Origin of the sequence: Pseudomonas sp. SWRI154, assembly GCF_014268645.1 — a bacterium.
Lineage (GTDB): Bacteria > Pseudomonadota > Gammaproteobacteria > Pseudomonadales > Pseudomonadaceae > Aquipseudomonas > Aquipseudomonas marvdashtae.
Genome location: NZ_JABWQW010000001.1, coordinates 378,746 through 398,627, shown reverse-complemented (window position 1 = coordinate 398,627; position 19,882 = coordinate 378,746). Strand labels below are relative to the sequence as shown.

Annotated in this window: 15 protein-coding genes and 1 pseudogene; 7 read left to right on the top strand and 9 right to left on the bottom strand. The window is 62.4% G+C overall.

What is annotated here, in order from left to right; all coding sequences use genetic code 11:
• Nucleotides 1–24 precede the first annotated feature (24 nt).
• Together HU806_RS01745 and HU806_RS01740 are read left to right on the top strand one after the other, a co-directional pair.
• Nucleotides 25–267, top strand: coding sequence for a hypothetical protein (locus tag HU806_RS01745; protein ID WP_186609506.1), 243 nt, complete (start codon nt 25–27; stop codon nt 265–267).
• A 30-nt stretch (nt 268–297) separates the two neighbouring features.
• Nucleotides 298–471, top strand: a complete 174-nt coding sequence (locus HU806_RS01740; protein WP_186609504.1) for a hypothetical protein — start codon at nt 298–300, stop codon at nt 469–471.
• Nucleotides 472–647: 176 nt separating this feature from the next.
• On the opposite strand, the gene HU806_RS01735 is transcribed toward HU806_RS01740, so the two are convergent.
• The 6 genes from HU806_RS01735 to HU806_RS01710 all read right to left on the bottom strand — a co-directional run bounded on the left by HU806_RS01735 (nt 648) and on the right by HU806_RS01710 (nt 7,667).
• Complete coding sequence (locus HU806_RS01735) at nt 648–1,166, bottom strand: Hcp family type VI secretion system effector (RefSeq protein ID WP_186609502.1); 519 nt, start codon at nt 1,164–1,166, stop codon at nt 648–650.
• A gap of 296 nt (nt 1,167–1,462) precedes the next feature.
• A complete protein-coding gene (gene hglS / locus HU806_RS01730; protein ID WP_186609500.1) occupies nt 1,463–2,839 on the bottom strand; it encodes a 2-oxoadipate dioxygenase/decarboxylase HglS in 1,377 nt (458 codons plus the stop codon).
• 88 nt (nt 2,840–2,927) lie between these two features.
• The gene (gene glcF, locus HU806_RS01725) at nt 2,928–4,148 is read right to left on the bottom strand and encodes a glycolate oxidase subunit GlcF (RefSeq protein WP_186609498.1); all 1,221 of its coding nucleotides are present in this window, start codon (nt 4,146–4,148) and stop codon (nt 2,928–2,930) included.
• The gene (gene glcE / locus HU806_RS01720) at nt 4,149–5,207 is read right to left on the bottom strand and encodes a glycolate oxidase subunit GlcE (protein WP_186609496.1); all 1,059 of its coding nucleotides are present in this window, start codon (nt 5,205–5,207) and stop codon (nt 4,149–4,151) included.
• Nucleotides 5,207–6,706, bottom strand: a complete 1,500-nt coding sequence (gene glcD, locus HU806_RS01715; RefSeq protein WP_186609494.1) for a glycolate oxidase subunit GlcD — start codon at nt 6,704–6,706, stop codon at nt 5,207–5,209. The genes glcE and glcD overlap by 1 nt, the downstream gene beginning before the upstream one ends.
• 31 nt (nt 6,707–6,737) lie before the next feature.
• A complete protein-coding gene (locus HU806_RS01710; RefSeq protein WP_186609492.1) occupies nt 6,738–7,667 on the bottom strand; it encodes an alpha/beta fold hydrolase in 930 nt (309 codons plus the stop codon).
• Nucleotides 7,668–7,962: 295 nt separating this feature from the next.
• Between HU806_RS01710 and HU806_RS01705 the strand changes: the two genes are divergently transcribed.
• Both HU806_RS01705 and HU806_RS01700 read left to right on the top strand, forming a co-directional pair.
• Nucleotides 7,963–9,039 carry a diguanylate cyclase gene (locus tag HU806_RS01705; protein WP_186609490.1) on the top strand — a complete coding sequence of 359 codons (1,077 nt, stop codon included), beginning with the start codon at nt 7,963–7,965 and terminating at the stop codon, nt 9,037–9,039.
• Between the two features lie 62 nt (nt 9,040–9,101).
• A complete protein-coding gene (locus HU806_RS01700) occupies nt 9,102–10,340 on the top strand; it encodes a M20/M25/M40 family metallo-hydrolase (protein ID WP_186609481.1) in 1,239 nt (412 codons plus the stop codon).
• Nucleotides 10,341–10,486: 146 nt separating this feature from the next.
• On the opposite strand, the pseudogene HU806_RS01695 reads toward HU806_RS01700, so the two are convergent.
• The 3 genes and pseudogenes from HU806_RS01695 to xthA form a co-directional block, all read right to left on the bottom strand.
• Nucleotides 10,487–10,791: pseudogene (locus HU806_RS01695) on the bottom strand (DUF6124 family protein).
• Between the two features lie 423 nt (nt 10,792–11,214).
• Nucleotides 11,215–12,549: a substrate-binding domain-containing protein gene (locus tag HU806_RS01690; RefSeq protein ID WP_186609479.1), complete on the bottom strand. Its 1,335-nt coding sequence runs from the start codon at nt 12,547–12,549 to the stop codon at nt 11,215–11,217.
• Between the two features lie 85 nt (nt 12,550–12,634).
• Nucleotides 12,635–13,447, bottom strand: coding sequence for an exodeoxyribonuclease III (gene xthA, locus HU806_RS01685; RefSeq protein ID WP_186609477.1), 813 nt, complete (start codon nt 13,445–13,447; stop codon nt 12,635–12,637).
• 176 nt (nt 13,448–13,623) lie between these two features.
• Between xthA and HU806_RS01680 the strand changes: the two genes are divergently transcribed.
• The 3 genes from HU806_RS01680 (at nt 13,624) to HU806_RS01670 (ending at nt 19,732) form a co-directional block, all read left to right on the top strand.
• Complete coding sequence (locus HU806_RS01680) at nt 13,624–14,268, top strand: GNAT family N-acetyltransferase (RefSeq protein ID WP_186609475.1); 645 nt, start codon at nt 13,624–13,626, stop codon at nt 14,266–14,268.
• 65 nt (nt 14,269–14,333) lie between these two features.
• Nucleotides 14,334–16,061 (top strand): autotransporter assembly complex protein TamA, encoded by a 1,728-nt coding sequence (locus HU806_RS01675; protein WP_186609473.1) that lies wholly within the window; start codon nt 14,334–14,336, stop codon nt 16,059–16,061.
• Nucleotides 16,058–19,732: a translocation/assembly module TamB domain-containing protein gene (locus HU806_RS01670; RefSeq protein ID WP_186609471.1), complete on the top strand. Its 3,675-nt coding sequence runs from the start codon at nt 16,058–16,060 to the stop codon at nt 19,730–19,732. The genes HU806_RS01675 and HU806_RS01670 overlap by 4 nt, the downstream gene beginning before the upstream one ends.
• Nucleotides 19,733–19,882: the final 150 nt, after the last annotated feature.

The window sequence follows — 19,882 nt, the reverse complement described above, 5'->3', positions numbered from 1 at the left end:
ATGAATGCCTCGCGGGAGCCCGTCATGAGCGATGACCTCAAACCTCCGTCACTGGCCGACTGGCAGCGGCTGTTCGACGACAAGGCTTACTTTCAGCAGTCGCCGGATGCTCATTTCACCGAGCTGGTGCGCCTGGCCGATGATCTGTTCGGCCAAGGGGCGATTGATCTGGATCGCTGGCAAGACCTGAAGACCAAGGCCGAGGAACTCCACCAACGCTCGCCGGATGCCAACGTCGCGCAGGAAGTGGCAGACCCTGATGCCTGATTCCAAGGCTGACAACCCAAGGAGTTCACGATGAAGTCCAGCCCCGATCAAACGCAACACAACCCCGACGCCCCGGGCTTGCCCGGCGAAGTGGAACGTGACAACGACGCGCTGCGGCCCAACGACCCGGCCAAGCGCAAACAGCAGCAAAGTGACGCCGAAGCGCAGGAAACCGATGCGCAGAAAACGGCGCGGCGCGATTAAGTTTTTACAGTGAGCGAGTAAGCTGGCTCGCCACGTATTGTGAATAATTATTTAAGCGGAGCTCGGGGAAATACCGTGGAAGCTCCACTATCATTGTCCCCGTTCGCCCAGTGCCTGGCTCTTTACCAGCGCATGGAATGCCGAGGCCGTCGCACTGGGCGAACACCTTGCGCGACTTAGCCCGCGACTGGGGAACGCCAGTCATCGGAGCCTGAGGTGCCACTGACTTCGTGGGTCCAGGTGATCTTGCGGTAGGTGAAGTGGACGTCCTCCAAATGGGTGAAGTGGCTGTTGCCCGGATCCTGGCAATTGAGCATGTAGTCCTTCATGTCGACGATGATCGCGTCCTCCAGGGTGGTGGTGTAGTAGTGTTCCTGGGTGCCCGCCGCCGAGGTGCGGTACCACTGGATTTCAACCTTGGTCAGCCGCTCACCGCTGGTCAGGGCTGCGAGCAGCAGCGGCGAGGCTTTGTCGTAGACCTTGGTGATGACCAAAGGCTTGTGGATGCGCTGGCCGGTTGGCTGGCCGGACTGAGGGTCGCGGGGGATGGTGACCTGGTGCTGGAAACCCTGCACCATGACTTGGTCTTCATGGCCTTCCTGGTAGGTGTTACCCACCGAGTCGGCGGTAAATGCGCCGGCAGTGATCAGGCCTTGTTTGGTACCTTCGATGGACATGTAAGCGGGGGTAGCCAATGGATGCTCTCCTTCCTGGATAACTGAAGCCCGGGGCGCGAATCGCCTCTAGGTGGCTGAGCGTTATCAAGAGCTATGCCATTTATAAAAATATTAGAAAAATCAGTACCCTACGTGAATCTATGGATCAGGCATCAAGCCAGGACCAGGAAATACGCGTAACGGCCTGCGCCGTCCAGGACGATTCATTGCCCAGGCAGCACGGGGTGCCTTATTGCCTGGGCAAAACGGCAAAGTCCGAGGAGTTTTGATATCTCGGTGCGCAAGTTCCTACGCCTTCATCCTTCGGCCGTTTCCTACGCTTTCAAGGCAAGCAGGCATTCGTCGATGGAGCGCTGTTGCGTCTCGGCATACAACCCCAACTCGTCGATAGTTGCTTGTCCCAGCGCGGCTTCGAACGCGTGTCGATTGGATTGTCCGGCGTAGTGGCTCTGGGCTGTGTCACCCAGGTTCGACTGGAAGATGCCTGCGGCACTGACGGGCAGGAAGTCTTCGTAGACCAAGGGTTCGGCGCGCAGGTATCGCTGCTCCAGCAGGTGTTCCAGCGAGGCCGACTGTTCGATAGTGCCTTTGGCGGCGAGCCCCAGCGGCGTCACGAAATAGCGGAAGTAGGCCAGTGCCTGCCGGCGCAGGTCATCGTGGTTATCGGGGAACTGAATGAAATGCTCAGCCATCAGCGTGTTATAGCGTTCGGCATTGGCTTCGTTGGGAAACGCCCCGAGGGCATCGCGCGCAGCGTTCAGCAACTGGTCGTAGAGCGCGCGGCCCTTGGGGGTAAGGGCCGCGCCGCGTTGTTCGATCTCGCCAAAACGTGCGCTATGGCTGCCTTGGGACGCAGGCTGGTCGGTGAACGCGACGGGCTCCTCGAGCGCCTTGAAACTGGTCTGGCGCAGCAGGATCGGGCACTGGCGGCGGGGCGGTCCTTCGATCACGGCTTTGGGCGTGATGCCATGCACCGGCATCTGGTCCTGGACAATGTCGATGTCCAGGGTGCGTGGCGTCAGATGATTGATATGGGGCCCCTTGAACGCCACCACGTCGGCGATCAGGCGGTGCTGGGCGCTGAGCTGTCGATACTGTTCGGCGGTGACGGTGGCGCTGTGGTGCCAGCGAAAGGTTTCCAAGGCCTGTAGGACGAAGTCCTCAGTCTGGGGTTCGGTCAGGCCACCCTGGCGTTCGGCGAGGCCGATGAGCTCCAGGGCGCTTGGGGTGAAGATTTGCCGTTTAGCCAGCACCGACTCGGCAAAGGCTCGAAGTTCAGTGTTTTCGATCAGCTCCAGGCGCAACAGCGAGGTAAACACTCGGAAGGGGCTGATCTGCAGCGATGTTTCATGCACGGCGCGAAACGCTGTGGAATGCACCGGCACGCCGGCCGGCGTGAGGTCGTAGTAGCCCACCGGTTGCATGCCCATGACCGCGAATAGCCGGCCCAGCGTCGCCAGTTCGGCGGCGGTGCCGACGCGGATGGCGCCGTGGCGCTCCAGGTCCAGGCGCTGCAGTTCGCCGGTGTTGAGCAGATGTTCGGCCAGCGGCGGGTCGTTTGCCAGCACCTGGGCGTTGGTGTGTTCCACCAGGTTCATCAACGCGCCGTACAGCGGCACCTCGTCGCGGTACATGTCGGACATCGCCCTGGAGAAGCGTTGGCGGATCAAGTCGGGGCTGACGAAGCTCATCGTAAGAATTCCTGGCGAACGCTGTGGGAAAGTTGGACGAAAGATCGCAGCCTTCGTCAGCGCCGACAAACGAAGAATCTTCAGGACTTCATTCTGCCAGGGACTGATCCACCAGCTCGATCCAATGCCGCACGGGCGTGCGACCGGCGCTGTCGAGGTGACTCTGGCAGCCGACGTTGGCGGTGACGATCAGCTCCGGACGGCCGCTTTCCAGCGCGTTCAGGCGGTTGTCGCGCAGCTGTCGGGCCAGGGTCGGTTGGGTCAGCGAATAGGTGCCGGCCGAACCACAACACAAATGCCCGTCGGGCACCTCGGTAAGGTTGAACCCCAGCCGTGCGAGCAGGGTTTCAACGGTGCCGCCGAGTTTCTGCGCGTGCTGCAAGGTGCAGGGGCAATGGACGGCGATGCGCTGGCTCCTGGCGGCGCAGATTTCTTCCAGCGGTTCGCTGCCGAGCACTTGCACCAGGTCCAATGCCCGCTCGCTGACCTGTCGGGCTTTGGCAGCATAGGCGTGATCGTGTTCGAGCAAATGCCCGTAGTCCTTGATGAACGCCCCACAGCCGCTGGCGGTCTGGACGATCGCTTCGGCACCGTTTTGCAGGTGCGGCCACCAGGCGTCGATGTTGCGGCGGGCGCGGTCCAGTCCGGTTGATTGAGCGTCAAGGTGATAGTCCAGCGCGCCGCAGCAGCCGGCTTCTGCGCTGGGAATGACGCTGATGCCGAGGCGGTCCAGCACCCGTGCGGCGGCCGCGTTGGTATTGGGTGACAGGCCCGGTTGCACGCAGCCTTCGAGCATCAGCACGGCGCGAGCGTGTCGCACCGCCGGGCGTTCGCCATGCGCCGCTGTGCCCCGGGGCAACTTGGCAACCAGGTTTGCCGGCAACACCGGACGGAACACGGCGCCCAGGCGCAGCAGCGCCTTGAATCGCTCGGGGCTGCCGGCCAACCCCCGCAGGCCGAGGCGTAGTGCGCGTTGGCTGGGTGGACGAGGCACGGCCGCGTCGATCACGGCGCGGCCGATGTCCAGCAAGTTGTGGTAATCGACGCCGGACGGGCAGGTGGTTTCGCAGTTACGGCACGACAGGCAACGATCCAGGTGCAGTTGGGTGCTCGCGGTGGCAGGCTGGCCTTCGAGCACCTGCTTGATCAGGTAGATGCGTCCCCGCGGGCCGTCGAGTTCATCCCCGAGCAACTGATAGGTCGGGCAGGTGGCGTTGCAGAAACCGCAATGCACGCAACTGCGCAGGATCCGCTCGGCTTCTTCGGCGCGGGGCAGGCGCTTGCTTTCGTCACTGAACCGAGTCTGCATCTAGAACTCCGCGTACATCCGGCCAGGATTGAACAAACCCTGGGGATCGAGTTGTGCCTTGAGCTGACGGTGATAGCGCAACAGCGCCGGGGCCAGCGGCTGGAATGGCGTGTCGGTGGCACCTGGACAATAACAGGTGGCATGCCCGCCCAACTCTCGCGCCAATGTCTGTACCGTGTCGGCATCGGTTTTCAGCCAGCGCTGCGCACCCGCCCAATCGATCAGATGCGCGCCGGGCAGGGCGAGGGGGCCGATAGGGTTGGGCAACGACAGGCGCCACAGCGGCAAACCTTCATCGAAGAACGGCAGGCGATGTTCGTTCAGCGCTGTCCAGTATTGATCGTCAATGACTTCACCGCCCAGGCGCTGATGCGCCGCGCTGACCGAACCTTCGCCGCCCTCCAGGCGCACATTCAGACAACCATCCTCATGGCTGGCCGCGCTGAGGGGCAAAGGTTGTCGGCCCCACTCGGCGAGTTTTCCCAAGGCTTGGGCGCTGTCCATCTCCAGGCGAATGCTCAGGTGGTGGCGAGGTTTTGGCAGTACTTTCAGCGAGACTTCGGTGATCACGCCCAGGCAACCGAAACTGCCAGCCAGCAGGCGCGACAGGTCGTAGCCGGCGACGTTTTTCATCACCTCACCGCCAAAACGCAACAACGTGCCATGGCCGCTGATCAGGCGTGTGCCCAGCACATAGTCGCGCACCGAACCGGCCCAGGGGCGGCGCGGTCCCGACAGCCCGGCGGCGACCATGCCCCCCACCGTGGCTTCTTCGCCAAATGCCGGTGGTTCGCACGGCAGCCGTTGCCCGGCTGCGTCCAAGGCGGCGAGCAGTTCCCGCAACGGGGTCCCGGCCCGGGCGGTGACGACCAGTTCGGTGGGGTCATAGTCAACAATGCCGTGATGCACTCGGGTATCGAGCACTTCGCCAGCCACCTCGTGTCCCAGGAAAGCCTTGCTGTTCGAGCCCTGGATGCGCAGCGGCGTGGCATTGGAACGGGCGCGGTTGACCTGCTCCAAGAGCAGGTCGCTGGCGTCGCGGTCGGCTTCGCCGATCATCAGAAACGCTCCAGTTCAGGAAACGGCAACTGCCCGCCGTGGATGTGCATGGCGCCGAATTCAGCGCAGCGGTGCAGGGTGGGGATGTTCTTGCCAGGGTTGAGCAGGCCGAGGGGATCAAACGCCTCTTTCACCGCATGAAACAGGTTCAGTTCGTCGCTGTTGAACTGCGCGCACATCTGGTTGATTTTTTCCCGGCCGACGCCGTGCTCACCCGTGATGCTGCCGCCAACCTGGACGCACAGTTCGAGAATTTTTCCGCCGAGGGCTTCGGCGCGCTCCAGTTCGCCCGGCTGGTTGGCGTCGAAAAGAATCAACGGGTGCATATTGCCGTCGCCGGCATGGAAAACGTTGGCGACCCGCAAACCATACTCGACGCCAAGGCTGGCGATGCGCTGTAGCACTTCGGGCAGGGCGCGCCGGGGAATCGTACCGTCCATGCAGTAATAGTCCGGTGCCAGACGGCCCACCGCCGGAAATGCATTCTTGCGTCCGGCCCAGAACCGCAGGCGCTCGGCTTCGTCTCGAGCCTGGCGCACCTCGGTCGCCCCGGCCTGCTGCAGGACGTGGCGCACCCGTTCGCAATCGTCTTGGACATCGGCCTCGACCCCGTCCAGTTCGCACAGCAGGATCGCGTCGGCATCCACCGGGTAACCGGCATGGATGAAATCCTCGGCGGCGCGGATCGCCAGGTTGTCCATCATTTCGAGGCCGCCGGGAATAATGCCGGCGCCGATGATATCCGCCACCGCCCGCCCGGCCTTGTCCACCGAATCGAAACTGGCCATCAACACCTTGGCGACCTGGGGCCGGGGCAGCAACTTGACAGTCACCTCGGTGATGATTCCCAGCAGTCCTTCGGAACCGGTGAACAACGCCAGCAGGTCCAGGCCCGGCGAGTCCAGGGCTTCGCTGCCCAAGGTCAGGTGTTCGCCTTCGACGGTGAGGATTTCCAGCTTCAACAGGTTGTGCACCGTCAGGCCGTACTTCAGGCAATGCACGCCGCCGGCGTTTTCCGCGACATTGCCACCGATGGAACAGGCGATCTGCGACGAGGGATCCGGCGCGTAGTACAGGCCGAACGGTGCCGCCGCCTGGGAAATCGCCAGGTTGCGTACACCTGGCTGAAGTCGCGCGGTGCGGGCATCGGGGTCGATATGCAGGATCTGATTGAAGCGCGCCATCACCAGCAGCACACCGCTTTCCAGGGGCAGGGCGCCACCGGACAAACCGGTTCCGGCGCCTCGGGCGACCACCGGGACGTTTTGTCCGTGGCACACCTTGAGCAGGGCTTGTACTTGCTCGACTCGCCGTGGCAATACCACCAGCATCGGCGTGGCGCGATAGGCCGACAGTCCGTCGCATTCGTAGGGCCTGAGGTCTTCGTCGCGATGAAGGATTTCCAGGTCCGGGACCTGTGACTGCAAGGTGTGCAGCAGGGCCTGTTTGTCCACTTTGGGCAATGGGCCGTCGAGGTGTTCGTCGTAGAGGATGTTCATCAGGGTCGATTCCTCAGATCTTGCGTTGTGCTCACTGCCCAAATCCCTTCAGGAAATCCCGGTACAACGCCGCGGTTTTGCCCGGTCGTTCAACCATCGGCATGTGGCCGATCCCGTCCCAGATCTCCACGCGAAGGTCGGCAATGCCCTTGCTCCAGACCGGTACGCTGCTGACGTCGATCAGTCGGTCCTTGCGTCCCCAGAGCAACAACGACGGCGCGCGGATGTCGGCCAGGTGTGGCTCCATCGGCGGGCTGGCGCGAAGGTCGACGAAGATTTCCGCCAATTCCTCCCGGCGCTGTTCGTAACGCTGGGCGATCGCTGCCAACACCACGCTGGGTAACCAGGGGGGTGAGGCCATGGTCATGGCGTAGAACGGCGCGAAATCATCCCGCGAATAGACCAGGAACGGGTTGTGCCCCGCAGCCAGGTGACGCTCCATGTCGCTGGGCTCGGGAGCGGTGACGCCGGACGGATCGATCAACGCCAGGGTCAGCACCCGTTCCGGTGAAGTCGCCGCCAGCCATGCCGCGAGGTAGCCCCCCATGGAATTGCCGATCACGTGGACCTTGTCCAGGCCACAAGCGTCGAGCAGTTCGATCACCCGTCGGGCCTGGGTCGGGATGTCGTAGCCGCCGCCGGCCTTGAAGCCGGTTTCGCCATGGCCGGCCAGGTCGGGAATCACCACCCGGTATTGGCTGACAAAATGCCGGGCAAAGCGTAGCCAGAGATTCTTGTCGGCGCTGTAGCCGTGCAGCATCAAGATGCTGCCGGACGCTTCATAGGGACCACCCTGCCAGGTCGATACCGTCATTTCACTGATGGGCACGGTGATCTTGTGCAATCGATAGAGGCGTGCTTCCAGGGCCATGCCCAAGTCATACAGCACATGACCGATGCCTGGATACGTCAGCCAGCTCCAGGCGATAAACACGGCGAGGACTACCCACAACACCAGCATCTCTTGCCCTCCATGGGTCACGTTAGCGTTTGACCAGCCAGCCTCAGCGACCGATCGGCCTATATAAGTGAAGCTCAAACCTGGGATATAGCGACGACAGGGACGCGTCTGCTTTGATACCCGCTGTGTCGGCCAGTGAATTCCCTTTCTCATGTATAGCCAAAATCCGCGGCGAGCCACGTTCGCCCGTAAGAATAAATACCCCTTCATCCAGTGATGGCTATTTGACGTCGCCCTGATAGACTCCAGTCATCCCATCCCGGCGCCCCGGGAGTCCTGCTGTGCAGAGGCCTCTATGCAAAAAACGGGAAGAAAGGGACTCTCGCTGGCCAGGAGGCTTTATACGTCGCGCATCCTCGGCCTGGCGCTCGGGTTGTTGGTAGTGAGCGCCGCCATTTATCCCCTCGATCCGGCGCCTTGGGTTTGGGGCTTCATGCTGTTCAATGGCTTGCTCTGGCCACACGTGTCCTATCAATGGGCCCGCCGCTCGGCGGTTCCGTACCACGCCGAACACCGCAATCTGTTGATCGACGCCTTCCTTGGCGGCTTCTGGGTCGCCGCAATGCAATTCAATCCGCTGCCCACGGCTGTCACGCTGGCGATGATGGCGATGAACAATGTCGCCATCGGTGGCCTGCGTTTCCTGCTGGTCGGCGCCGCAGCCCAAGTGAGCGGCATCGCGCTGGGCGTCTTGATATTCCCGTTGGCCAGCGTGCCCATGACCAGCCCGGCGCAGCTCTACGCCTGTCTGCCGCTGCTGTGCCTTTATCCGCTGGCGCTGGGCTGGATCTGCTTTCGCCAGGCCCACACCCTGGGCCGGAAAAAGCGCGAACTACTGGCCCTGAGCCGTACCGACAGCCTGACCGGCTTGCTCAACCATGGCGCCTGGAAGGACCGCCTCAACGAAGAGTTCCAGCGGCACCTGCGTCATCCATCGGACGCGATCCACGGCGCGATTGCGCTGATCGACATCGATCATTTCAAAGCCATCAACGACACCTACGGCCACGGCGCCGGCGACGTGGTGCTGCGCCAGCTTGGCAAGTTGCTCAGGCAAAACCTGCGGGCCGATGACGTGATCGGGCGTTACGGGGGCGACGAGTTTTGCGTGATCCTGCCAGACCTGACCCTGCACAACGCCGTTCAGGCCATGGACGGTTTGCGCGAACGTTTTGCAACGCACGGCTACGATCAGGATCCGACGTTGAAAGTAAGCCTGAGTATTGGCCTGGCGGCGTTCAACCCGGCGTATGGCGACGCGACCGCGTGGCTCAATGACGCTGACCAGATGCTTTATGAGGCGAAGACGGGGGGGCGCAACCGGGTTGTCTGTCAGCGACATCGGCTGGTGTTGGAGGCGTCGGCGGTCTAGAGCCTTTGGATATTGTCGGGTAGGGTGCCAAATGACTTCCCCGATGAAACAAGGATGAACTCATGACCGTTACCGCTCTTCGCTCCCGTCTGGCCATCAATCTCGGCCTGAGCCTGGCCCTTGGCGCCTTGGCCCCCGCTGCCTTCGCCCAGCCCCATCAGCAAGTGCTGGCCGATGCCGAGCAGTACAAGGGCGAGGCCCTGAAACTGTTGGAACGGCTGGTCAATATCGACTCCGGTTCCGGCTATGTGCCGGGCCTGACCCAAGTCGGCGACATTGCGATCGATGAGTTGCAGAAGCTCGGCGCGACCATCGAAAAGGTGCCGAACTCGGATGGCACCCAGCATCTCCTGGCTACCTTCAAGGGCACCGGCAAGGCCAGGATCCTGCTGATGGCCCACATGGACACGGTGTTCAAGGAGGGCTCGGCCGCCGAACGCCCGTTCCATATCAAGGATGGCCGGGCCTACGGGCCGGGGGTGATGGACGACAAGGGCGGTATCGTCGCCGGGATTTATGCGTTGAAGGTGCTGAAGAACCTCGACTTCAAGAACTACGCGCAGATTACCTTTCTGCTCGACGCCAGCGAAGAGACCGGCTCGGACGTCGCCACCGACCTGATCAAGAAAACCGCCAAGGCCCATGATGTGACCCTCAATCTTGAGCCGGGTCGTCCGGCTGACGGCCTCGTGGTGTGGCGCAAGGGCAGCGCGACGGCGCTGGTGGAGGTCAAGGGCAAGGCGGCGCACGCCGGTGTCGCGCCGGAACTGGGGCGCAATGCGGCGATGGAAGCGGCACACCAGATTCTGCAACTGGGCAAGCTGGGCGATGCGGAAAAGAAGACCACCATCAACTTCACCGTGCTCAAGGCTGGCGACCGGACCAACGTGATTCCTGACCAGGCCACCGCCAAGGCCGACGTACGCGCAGCGGTACCGGAAGAATTCGACCGTATCGAAAAAGACCTGGCACGGGTTTCCAAGGACAAGCTGATCGCCGACACCGAAGTGACCACCAGCCTGCAACGCGGCTTGCCACCGATGCCGCAGACGGCCGAGTCGGACCGGTTGATGGCGATGGCGCAGGGTATTTATGGCGAACTGGGGCGCAAACTTACCGAGGAAGGCAGTGGCGGGGCGGCGGACGCCAGCCTTTCCGCCGGTGTGGGCACGCCGACGCTGGATGGCTTTGGCATCGTTGGCGGCAACATCCACACGCCGGAGGAATACGCCGAGGTCGAGAGCGTGGTGCCGCGGATCTATCTGTTGTCGCGGATGATCATGGAGTTGGCGGGGCGGTAGTACGCCATGACGCAGTTGCTTTCGTGGCGAGGAAGCTTGCTCCCGCTGGACTGCGCAGCAGGCCCAAGTTTCTGGTGTTGATCCAACATTCTTGGGGCGGCTGCGCCACCCAGCGGGAGCAAGCTCCCTCGCCACGAGGTAAGCGTTTATGCCGACGGGCGTGCTTCGACATTATCCAGCGCTCGATTCGCCAGCATTGCGCTCAGTTCGATCAGTTGCAGAATGCCCAGGGCGATGTGGCGCCTTGAACCATCCAGGTCGAACGCCAGTCGCTGACCATGGCGTTGGCCGAAGCGAGGGTTTCGCTGAGGTTGGCGAGCAGGGCTTCGGTGTCGACACCGTTGATGATGGTGAAGAGTGCGCTTGGATTGGCGCCCGGTGGGTTTGGGGTCGCTTTGAACATAGATGAACTCCTTGGTAATTGGAGCTGCAACCCTTTGCTACCAAACATTGGGTGGCGGCTATACGCAGGTTGGTAGACCGGGTACCAAGGCAAACCCAGCGCGCCATAAGGCGCCCCGCGCACAGCCGCCATAAAAAACATGCGGAGCTGTGCGCCTTAGTTTTACCCGGGCTACCAAACCCGATCGCTGATTCCTCAGCGACCGAGCAACAGTAAAGCCCGCCCTCAAGGCGCACAAGCCGGCGGATTCTGGCGTAGTTGTAGGCAATGGCGCAAGACACGGTAGTTCGGTCTTACGCGGTGGTTGGTGCGATAAACATCCAGGCTTTCGTGGCGAGGGAGCTTGCTCCCGCTGGACTGCGCAGCAGGCCCAAGTTTCTGGCCTTGACCCAAATTCTTGGGGCGGCTGCGCCACCCAGCGGGAGCAAGCTCCCTCGCCACAGGATTTGCGTTGCGCGCCTTGGACGGCGTTCAGTAAACCCAAACCTCCACCCGCCGATTGCGAACCCGTCCTTCGTCTTCATTGTTGGCCGCCACCGGCATCAACGCGCCGAACCCGCGGACCTCGCGCAACGCCACGCCATATTTGACCAGTTCCCGGCGCACTGCCATGGCGCGCAGTTTCGACAGCAGGTCCGCTCGCGCCGGATCGTCCTTGGCGTCGCCAAAACCGACCAGGGTCACGCGCCGGTCGGCTTTGCCGTGCTGCTTTATATAGTCGAGCACGCGCCCCAGGTCTTGATGGGCCTTGTTGTCCAGGCTGGCGCTGCCTTCTTCGAAGCGAAAATTCACGGTCAAACGTTGGGCATGTCGGCTCAAGGCCTGGTAGCCCTCCGGCATCAGCGCATTCGGGGTGACGGACATGGCGTGGACGGTCTGGGCAATGAAACCGTTGGCCGCGACGATGGCCTGGCCTTGTTCACTTTGGGTGAAATCGACCAGGGCCTCGGCCCATGGATTGGCTTGCAGCGGCGGCAGGAAAAAGAACAAACGCCGGGACAAGGGATAGTCCTCGGTGGCGATCAGGTTGTTCAGCGGCAACATGGGCTGGGAGTCGCCGTCGACAATCGCCAGAGGCTTGGCTTGGCGCACGTAGGGCAAACCGATGAAGCCGATGCCTTGCGGGTCTTGGCTGACAGCGTCCGACAACTGCTCACTGGATTCGAAGCGCTGGGCCGTAGGATCCAGCCTCTTTCCCTGTCGGCTAAGCACCAGCTCCTTGAAGGTGTCATAGGTGCCGGACTGCTCGTCCCGCGCATACAGATGAATCGGCCCGCCAACGGCGCCTACGGCTTCCCAGGTCTTCGCCTCGCCGCTGAAAATGCGCGCCAGTTGAAAGGTATCGAGCTGACGCAGCGGGTTCTGTGGATGCAGGATAATCGCCAGCCCGTCGATGGCGATGACCTGCTCGGCCGCCGGACTTTTCAGATCACCGAGGGCCACCAGGTCTTTCAGCTCGCTGTCCTTGATCGGCCTGGAAGAGGCCGCCAGGTCGGCGCTGGCCTGCTTGAGCGCAGCAAACCCGGTACTTGAGCCGTGGGCCGCAATGTCGATTTCCACGCGCCGGCCATCGGTGGTTTGCCCAACGATACGCTGCTCGTTGTCGCGGCCGGTTATTTCGGTACTGACCTTGAGCAGCCCTTGGGTTTCCATCAGCCCCTTGACCAGGGCCGGCCCCAGCGCCGCGCCGATGGTGTTGGAGCCCTGGAGGCGCAGGGCAGGGCCGCGTTCGGGAATGGGCAACTGATCGGCCCATGCCAGCAACGGCAGCCAGAGTCCCATGAAAAACACAACGTGCAGCCGCATGCCGGCACCTTCTGAGGCGAGGGAAGTGCCGGAAGATTAAGTCAGTCAGATGACTGAAACATGACAGGGTTGCGACGCACCCGGCTCAGCTCAACTGCAACCAGATCGGCGCATGGTCCGAGGGTTTTTCCATGCCCCGCAGTTCGTAGTCCACGCCAGCATCCTGGACCCGTGGCAGCAAGCCCTGGGAGGCCAGGATCAAGTCGATGCGCAGGCCGCGCTTAGGCTCGTCCTCGAAGCCGCGGCTGCGATAGTCGAACCAGCTGAAGCGGTCGGTGACGTCCGGGTTCAGGTGACGAAAACTGTCCACCAGGCCCCAGTTCTTCAGGCGGGCCATCCATTCGCGCTCTTCAGGCAGGAAGCTGCATTTGCCGGTCTTCAGCCAGCGCTTCATGTTGTCCGGGCCGATGCCGATGTCGCAGTCTTCCGGTGAAATGTTCACATCGCCCATCACCACCAGCGGCTGGTCGTTACTGAAGCGCGTTTCCAGCAGTTGCTGCAGATCGTTGTAGAAGCGCTCCTTGGCCGGGAATTTGGTGGGATGGTCGCGGCTTTCGCCTTGTGGGAAGTAACCGTTCATGATGGTCACCGGCACGCCGTTGGCATCGGCGAACGAGCCCCAGATGAACCGCCGCTGGGCGTCTTCGTCGTCGCCTTCGAAGCCTTTGTGCATGGCCAGCGGCGCCTGGCGCGAGAGCAGGGCGACGCCGTAGTGACCTTTTTGCCCGTGGTAATGCACGTGGTATCCCAGCGCCTGCACCTCGGCCAGGGGAAACTGTTCGTCGTGGACTTTGGTTTCCTGCAACCCGATCACGTCCGGCTGGTGTTTGTCGATCAGTGCCGCCAGCTGATGTGGGCGGGCGCGCAGGCCGTTGATGTTGAAGGAGACGATCTTCATGGTCGGCTGTCCTGGCAAAACTGCGATGCTAGCTGACATGTGGGAGCGGAGCCAGCGTGGCGGTAGGACAAATGCGCTGCTAATGTCCTTGGCTTGTAGGAACGATCGCAACCCTATCGGGTTCGTACTCAATAAGAGCTGGGCCTCACCGAGCCCCGCCCCGGAGATCCAACGCCATGCCTGACACCGCCACCGCTGATATTCACATGCTCGACAGCGGCTATTCCCGCGAAGCGCGTTCCTTGCTGTACCAGGCCTATCGCCATGAGCCGACCTTCAGCTACCTGTTCGAGTCCGAACGTCCCGGTTACGAACAGCGGGTAAGGGCGACCGTGCGTGAGCTGGTCAAACAGCATTTCCTCCAGGATCTGCCGGCGATCGGCCTGTTGGTGAACGACCGCCTGATCGGCATCGCGTTGATTGCCCCGCCGCAGCGGCGCCTGGGCATTACCGAAAGTTGGGCCTGGCGCCTGCGCATGGTCTTGAGCACGGGGTTTCGCTGCACTCGGCGTTACCTGGAATATCACGCGGCGGTGCTGGCTTGCCTGCCGTCGGACTCGGTTCATGTCTTGCCGCTGCTGGGGGTTCATCCGCAGTTCCAAGGCAAACACTACGGCGAACAGTTGCTCGAGGCGGTTCATAACTGGTGCGCGGTGGACGAGCATTCCCAAGGCGTGGTGCTGGACACCGGCAACCCCCGTTACCTGGAATTTTATAAACGCCAGGGTTATGAAGAAATCGGCGAAGTGGCGGTAGGACCGATCCGCGAGCATGTGTTCTTTCATGCCAACCCGCAGATTCTGCAGAGCGCGACGGCTTAATCGGACGAACTTTTGGGAATCGTCCGGCTCTATCAGGCTCCCCACCTCGTGTTAGCATCCGCGCCATGAATTTCCCAGGACGAATGACCAGTGGCGCGCTCTTGCTGTCACTCAGCTGCGCGACGCTGGCCCAAAGTGAATTGGACGTACGGGTCAAACCGTCCAATGACGCACTCAAGGCCAACATAGAAGGTTATATCGGTGGCCTGGGCGATCGTGACGAAGATGCATTGCTGCGTTTCAGTCGCGGCGCCGAGGAGCAGGCGCGCAAAGCGGCCCAGGCGCTGGGCTACTACCAACCGCAAATCGACAGCGAAGTGCAGGCTGGCAAGGCCCCGCGCCTGATCCTCACCATCGACCCCGGCGAACCGGTGCATCTGCGCAACGTCACGATCCGCATCGACGGCCCGGCGGCGTCCCTCAAGGCTTTTCGCGTGCCCGACAACGCAGGCCTCAAGTCGGGCGCGGTGCTCAATCACGGACGCTATGAAGACGCCAAGCGGACGATCCAGAACCAGGCTTCGCGGTATGGTTTTTTCAGTGGGCGATTCGTCAGCCAGGCATTGCGCGTGGACCCACAAGCCGGCGTCGCCGATATCGAACTGATCTATGACAGCGGCCCGCGTTATGCCCTCGGCCCGGTCAGCTTCGAGGGCGACACGCCGTTCGATGAAGACCTGCTGCGGCGCATGGTACCGTTCAAGGCCGGCGCGCCGTACGATTCCGAACTCATTGCCGAACTCAACCAGGCGCTGCAATCGAGCGGTTATTTCGAGGGCGTGCGCGTGGACGCGGCGCCCACCGCCGCCACCGACAATGTGATCCCGGTGGCGGTCAAGCTCGAGACTCGCAAGCCGCGGACCATGGGGCTCGGCCTGGGCTTTTCCACCGACGTCGGCCCTCGGGCCAAGGCCAACTGGACGCGGCACTGGGTCAATCCCCAGGGCCACAGCTACGGCTGGGAAGCGGAAGTGTCGGCGCCCCGGCAGAATGTCGGGCTGTGGTATGACGTGCCGCTGGACCCGCCGCTGACCGACAAGCTGCGCTACGCCGGTGGCTATCAGTATGAAGAATTGTCCGGCACCGACACCCTCAGCAAATTACTGACCGTGGGGCCGGAATGGCACAGCAAGTTGCCCAGCGGTTGGCAGCGGGTGGTGTCGCTCAAGTGGCAGCGCGAGGAATATCGCCTTGGCGACGATTCGGGCCTGAGCACGCTGCTGATGCCAGGCGTCAGCTATTCGTACCTGCGCAGTGATAACCGCATCGACCCCCATAACGGCTACCGCCTGCAATTCGACACCAAGGTCGCCAAGGAAGGGCTGGGCTCGGACAATAACCTTTTGTATGGCACCGCCATGGTCAAGGGCCTGACCACCGTGTTCGACAAGCACCGCCTGCTGGCGCGGGCCCAGATCGGCGGCAGCGCCACCAATGGCTACAAGTCCATTCCGCCGTCGCTGCGCTTTTTCGCCGGTGGCGATCAGAGCGTGCGGGGCTACGACTACCAGAGCCTGTCGCCGGAAAACTCCGAGGGTGACCGCATCGGTGGCCGCTACATGGTGGCGGGCAGCCTCGAGTATCAGTATTCCGTTGCGGAAAAATGGCGGGTGGCAACGTTTGTCGACCAGGGCAACTCTTTTAACAGTCTCGATCTGCCCAGCCTCAAGACCGGCGTGGGCATTGGCGTGCGCTGGGTGTCACCGGTCGGCCCGATCCGCCTCGACCTGGCCCATGCGCTGGACGACGACGGCGGCATTCGATTGCACTTTTCCATGGGGCCTGAGCTGTGAAGCGTGGGTTGAAGATAACGCTGCTGGCACTCGCCGGGTTGCTCGCGACGGTCGTACTGGCCGTGGGCATCCTGCTCGGCACGGCGTTCGGCAGTCGTTGGGCTATCGGCCTCGTACCGGGGCTGACGGTGGAGAATTTCCAGGGGCGACTGGGCGGGCAGTGGAGCGCCGACCATGTACTGTGGCAGCAGGACGCCAGCTGGGTAGAGCTGGATCGGCCGGTTTTGGCCTGGTCGCCGTTGTGCCTGCTGCGCATGACGTTGTGTATCGAACAACTCAAGGCCGAGCGGATTGCCTTGCAATTGCCGGCCTCCGCCGATGAGCCGAGCGCAGGTCCGATCAGCTTGCCGGACCTGGACTTGCCGTTGGCGATCGAGCTGGGCGACGTGCAGATTGGCAGTGTGACGTTCAACGGCAGCGAACAGCTCAAGGGCCTGAAACTGGCGGCTCATTGGACCGCCGAGGGCTTGCAGATCGATTCGCTGCAATTGCAGCGTGACGAACTGAGCCTGAATCTGTCCGGCCTGTTGCAACCGCGCGGTGATTGGCCGTTGAGCGCTGCTGGCCGGTTGAACCTGCCGGCACCGGGCGCGGCGCCGTGGTCGCTGGAGCTGAAAGTCAATGGCGATCTGCTCAAGACCCTCGACCTCAGCGCCGACAGCCTTGGCTATCTGCAAGGCCATCTGGCCGGCGAACTGCAACCACTGGCGGACAACCTGCCGGCGAAGGTGCGCATCACCGCCGACGGGTTCAAGGCCAGCGCCGAGCTGCCGGATACGCTGGTGCTCAATCAGTTGGAGCTGACCGGCGAAGGCGATCTGAAAAAGGGCTACCAACTATTCGGCAAGGCAACCCTATCTGCCGAGAAGGGGCCGGTGGCATTGCTGCTGCAAGGCAAGGTGGACGCCAACGGCGCGCAGATTGCCGGTCTCGATCTCGACGCCGGCGACCAGCAAAGCGTCAAGCTCTCCGGGCAATTGGATTGGCGCGAAGGCCTGAGCGCCGATGCGAAAGTCGCCTGGCTGGATTTCCCCTGGCATCGCCTCTATCCGCTGATCGACGAGCCGCAAGTCACGTTGCGTCGTTTCAACGGTGAAGTTTCCTACACCGACGGCCAATACCTGGGCAATTTCCAGGCAGCGCTGGACGGGCCCGCCGGGGCGTTCAACCTGAGCAGTCCGTTCAGCGGCAACCTGGCGCAAATCCATTTGCCGCAGCTCGAGCTCGACGCGGGGCAGGGCAAAGCCGAAGGGCATCTGAACCTGCAGTTTGCCGACGGCATCGCCTGGGACGCCGCGTTGCAATTGTCATCCTTCAATCCGGCGTATTGGCTCGCGGAGCTGCCTGGCACCTTGGCCGGACCTCTACGCAGCCAGGGCTCGATCAAAGACGATGCCCTCAGCCTGGACGCCAACCTGGACCTGAAGGGAAAGCTGCGCGGCCAACCGGCGCTGTTCCAGGCCACGGCGGCAGGGGCCGGCGAACAATGGAAGCTCAGTGCGCTGGATATCCGCCTGGGCGATAACCGCATCAACGGCAGCGCCAACCTGGAACAGAAACTGACCGGCCAGATCGATATCAAACTCTCGCGGCTGGCCCAACTCTGGCCGCGATTGCGCGGCCAGGTCATGGGGCGTCTCGACTTGGCGGGGACCCTCAAGGCCCCGCAAGGCAAGCTCGGCGTACAAGGCACCCAACTGGCATTCCAGGACAATCATCTGCAAAACCTGAAGGTGGACGCGACGCTCGACAACACCCAGCGGGGCAAAGTCGATCTCAAGGCCAGCGGCATTCGGGCCGGTGAAACGTCGCTGGGGGTCTTGACGGTCAGCGGACAAGGCGACATCAAACAGCAAAAACTCAACCTGGATCTACAAGGGCCGCAGCTTGAAACCACCTTGGCCCTGGATGGCGCGCTCGACCAAGGCAACTGGCGTGGACGCCTGTCCAGTGGCGACATACAGGCGGGCGGCCAAGCCTGGCGCTTGCAGGCTCCGGCCAAGCTGGAACGTTTGGCCAACGGAACGCTGAACTTCGGCGCCCATTGCTGGCGTTCCGGCCAGGCCAGCTTGTGTGGCGAAGACCAGCGGCTGATGCCGGAGCCGAAGCTGCGCTATCACCTCAAGCAGTTCCCGATCGAAAGCCTGGCCCAGTGGCTACCCAAGGACTTTGCCTGGCAAGGGCGGCTCAACGCCGATCTGCAACTGGACCTGCCGGCCAGCGGCCCGAACGGTCGCGTCCTGGTAGATGCCAGTGGCGGTACCTTACGGATTCGAGACAAAGAACAGTGGCTGGATTTCCCGTACCAGACCCTGACGCTGAACAGTCGCCTGACTCCCACGCGCATCGATACGGACCTGGTTTTTGCCGGGGCGAGGCTCGGCGAATTGACGCTCCAGGCGCGGATCAACCCGTTGCCGGCCAATAAACCCTTGAGCGGTTCGTTTCGACTGAGCGGCCTGGATCTGTCGGTCGCCCGGCCATTCGTGCCGATGGTGGAAACCCTGACCGGTCACCTGAACGGCAGCGGCACCCTATCTGGCGGATTGCTCGCACCGCAGGTCAACGGCAGTTTGCTGCTCAGCGACGGCGAAGTGTCCGGCCCGGAACTGCCGATCAGCCTCGAAGCCCTGCAACTGCGCGCGATGATCGCCGGCGAAACGGTCAGGCTCGACGGCGGCTGGAAAAGTGGCAAGAGCGGGCAGGGCAGCTTGACGGGCACTATTGGCTGGGGCGAAGCCTTGTCCATGGACCTGGCCCTCAAGGGCTCGCAACTGCCGGTCACCGTCGAACCTTACGCGGTGCTCGATGTGGCGCCGGACCTGAACATCACGATGCAAGGCGAGCGACTTTCGATTGCCGGCAAGGTCTTGGTGCCCAAGGGCGACATCACCATCCGCGAACTGCCGCCATCCACCGTCAAGGTCTCGGATGACACGATTATCGTCGGCCGCCAGACCGAAGAGGGCAAGGCACCGATCGCCATGGCGATGGACATCGACGTGATCGTCGGCCAGGAAAAGCTCGCCTTCTCGGGCTTCGGCCTGACAGCCAACGTAAAGGGCCAGGTGCACATCGGCGACAACATGGACACCCGTGGCGAACTCTGGCTCAACGACGGTCGCTATCGAGCCTATGGGCAACGGTTGACGGTGCGCCGGGCGCGCTTGTTGTTCGCCGGACCGATCGACCAGCCCTACCTTGACATCGAGGCGATTCGCCAGACCGATGACGTGATTGCCGGCATTCGCTTGAGCGGCAGCGCCGAGCAGCCGACCACGCAGATCTTCTCGGAGCCGGCCATGAGCCAGGAGCAAGCGCTGTCCTATCTGGTACTGGGCCGACCCTTGAGCACCACGGGCGAGGACAACAACATGCTTGCCCAGGCGGCGTTGGGCCTGGGCTTGATGGGCAGCTCCGGCGTGACCACCAGCCTGGCGAACAACCTTGGGATCGAGGATTTCCAACTCGACACCCAAGGCAGCGGCAACGAAACCAGCGTGGTCGCCAGTGGCAACCTGTCGGAAAAACTCAGCCTGCGCTACGGCGTCGGGGTGTTTGAACCTGCCAATACGATTGCCCTGCGCTACAAGCTGAGCAAGAAGGTCTACCTCGAGGCCGCCAGCGGCGTCGCCAGTTCGCTGGATATCTTCTACAAACGCGATTTCTGAAGCCTTCCCGCAAGAATTTCCTGAGGTGCTCGCTACCACGGATGCGTTCGCGTTCGTGGGGCTATGTATAGGTAGCTAACTATTTGTTTGACATTTGCTGCCTAAGCAGTAATATCTCGACATACATTCACTGCCTAGGCAGCTAACCGT

Bases quoted from the DNA above. Each gene is read 5' to 3' on its own strand.
- HU806_RS01745 (WP_186609506.1), top strand. From the start codon at position 25: ATGAGCGATGACCTCAAACCTCCGTCACTGGCCGACTGGCAGCGGCTG.
- HU806_RS01740 (WP_186609504.1), top strand. From the start codon at position 298: ATGAAGTCCAGCCCCGATCAAACGCAACACAACCCCGACGCCCCGGGC.
- hglS (WP_186609500.1), bottom strand. From the start codon at position 2,839: ATGAGCTTCGTCAGCCCCGACTTGATCCGCCAACGCTTCTCCAGGGCG.
- glcF (WP_186609498.1), bottom strand. From the start codon at position 4,148: ATGCAGACTCGGTTCAGTGACGAAAGCAAGCGCCTGCCCCGCGCCGAA.
- glcE (WP_186609496.1), bottom strand. From the start codon at position 5,207: ATGATCGGCGAAGCCGACCGCGACGCCAGCGACCTGCTCTTGGAGCAG.
- glcD (WP_186609494.1), bottom strand. From the start codon at position 6,706: ATGAACATCCTCTACGACGAACACCTCGACGGCCCATTGCCCAAAGTG.
- HU806_RS01710 (WP_186609492.1), bottom strand. From the start codon at position 7,667: ATGCTGGTGTTGTGGGTAGTCCTCGCCGTGTTTATCGCCTGGAGCTGG.
- HU806_RS01705 (WP_186609490.1), top strand. From the start codon at position 7,963: ATGCAAAAAACGGGAAGAAAGGGACTCTCGCTGGCCAGGAGGCTTTAT.
- HU806_RS01700 (WP_186609481.1), top strand. From the start codon at position 9,102: ATGACCGTTACCGCTCTTCGCTCCCGTCTGGCCATCAATCTCGGCCTG.
- HU806_RS01690 (WP_186609479.1), bottom strand. From the start codon at position 12,549: ATGCGGCTGCACGTTGTGTTTTTCATGGGACTCTGGCTGCCGTTGCTG.
- xthA (WP_186609477.1), bottom strand. From the start codon at position 13,447: ATGAAGATCGTCTCCTTCAACATCAACGGCCTGCGCGCCCGCCCACAT.
- HU806_RS01680 (WP_186609475.1), top strand. From the start codon at position 13,624: ATGCCTGACACCGCCACCGCTGATATTCACATGCTCGACAGCGGCTAT.
- HU806_RS01675 (WP_186609473.1), top strand. From the start codon at position 14,334: ATGAATTTCCCAGGACGAATGACCAGTGGCGCGCTCTTGCTGTCACTC.